The following is a 1737-nucleotide window of genomic DNA, read 5'->3' as shown; positions in this document are numbered from 1 at the left end:
ACCCAGGCACCTTCTTTGGACCAGTCGATCTCGTCTGCTCTAGAGACAGGGGTGACCGAAGGCAAGCTCACCCACAAAGGGCAAGTGATCAACTTCTCGGTTGGCTCTGTGCAGTCCGAAGACCTCACCGAGCCCGACATCGCGGCCGTTGCTGCCGCTGTCGGTTCCAAACTGAAGGGGGGGACCCAAGAAGACCTTGCTGAAGCACGATCTAAGTCTGCAGGTGGTCAATTTGGCCGACAGAATCGAAAGGATCGCAAGCAACAGCCTGTGCAGCTCACCCCTGCCAAGCGCAAGGCACCCACGGACGAAGAGCAGGAACCACCCACTGCCAAAATCGGAGCTCTCAGTGTGGCTGCCTGCCTCGGAGCTCTCAGCATGGCCGACAGCCCTGCGCCTACAGTCAAGCCAAAGACTCGTATCAGACCGGACCCTCTTGGCCCTGTACCTAGGAAGGAGGGGCGACCCAAGAAGGGTCCACCGGCTGCTGCCGCAGCCATGGCTCCCTCGATCCAGCCCATAGAAATCGACTCGGACAATGATGAGATTGAAGTCAGGGCCAACTTCTCCCTCGACTATGACTTTAGATCTCTCACTGTGGTTGATGAGAAGGGCCCCAACGAGTTCACCTACTTCCTGTCTATTGACGAGTGCTACATGCTCGGAATCGACCCTACTGAAGAACACGAACAGTTCTACAATGAAGAAGGGCTCGACGAAGAGCAGCAGTACATCCTTACTCGACAACAGAAGAGGGCTATTGACAACCACCGGGCCCGGATCACAGAGAGCCACCTGGTCGACTACCAGGTTGAGCCTGAGGAACAGCGGAAGAAGAGGCTTGCTGCCCACCATTCGGCTGTTACCTACCGGCGCGTCTCGGATAAGTGTGAGCCCATGATGGCTCTACTTGCCAAATATGAGGCCGATCCGGATTCAATCAAGTGCAAGTGGCAACGTCTACAGGTACGCGGTTATCTCTTTGTGTGCTGCCGCCTAGACAGGTACTTCTACGGCCGGATTGCCCCAGAGAATAAGCCCTACCACAAGATGCTCCTGGATTATGACAAAGAGCTCAAACGCCGCTGTGCAGAAGGAGGTGTCGAAGAAGCGGCCCTCTACCATGCCTGGGCCTGTGCCTCGGCCCGTCATGCCACTATCAATGAGATCAAGCAGGCCTACCGAATGGGCATTGAGATCGCCCAAAAGGCAATCAAGGATGCCCAGGACTGTGGAGAACTCAGTGACCATGATACCTACGAGGTAGACCACTCGGATAGTGATGGTGAGCCCGCCAATTCCGACGCAGAAGCCTCTGAAGAGGAGGAAGACCTCACTGATCGCGAATGATCTCCACCTACTAATGCAGCTGAAGCTGTCGACTTATTAGTACCCCACATTTCACCACAACTTGCTGCTGCTATGCGCCGGATCTGCGCTTCGTACAGTGTGAGCTCCTCCGAAGACGAGGCTCGCTACTGTGAGTTAGACACCCACGCAGATACCTGTGTTGGAGGATCTAACACGCTCCCACTAGGGCCTGCCGACAGGACTGTACAGGTCTCTGCCTTCGCCCCAGGGTATGGGAAGAAAATATTCAACATAGGCACGATCGCGACGGTCCGGACCGATTCTATGACTGGAGAAGACTACCTGTTGGTCCTCCACGAGGCAATCTATGTTGGCAACGACCTTCCCAACACCTTGCTCTGTCCAAATCAGCTTCGTGCACACGGC

Annotated in this window: 1 protein-coding gene; it reads left to right on the top strand. The window is 55.6% G+C overall.

What is annotated here, in order from left to right; translation table 11 throughout:
* Positions 1-1350: hypothetical protein (locus V6D20_17310; GenBank protein HEY9817541.1), on the top strand; the 1350-nt coding region annotated here is incomplete at its 5' end.
* Positions 1351-1737 lie beyond the last annotated feature (387 nt).

Source organism: Candidatus Obscuribacterales bacterium (assembly GCA_036703605.1).
In the GTDB taxonomy this organism is placed as follows: domain Bacteria; phylum Cyanobacteriota; class Cyanobacteriia; order RECH01; family RECH01; genus RECH01.
Note: the sequence above shows the minus strand (reverse complement) of the source record. Positions and strands in the feature narration are given on the sequence as shown.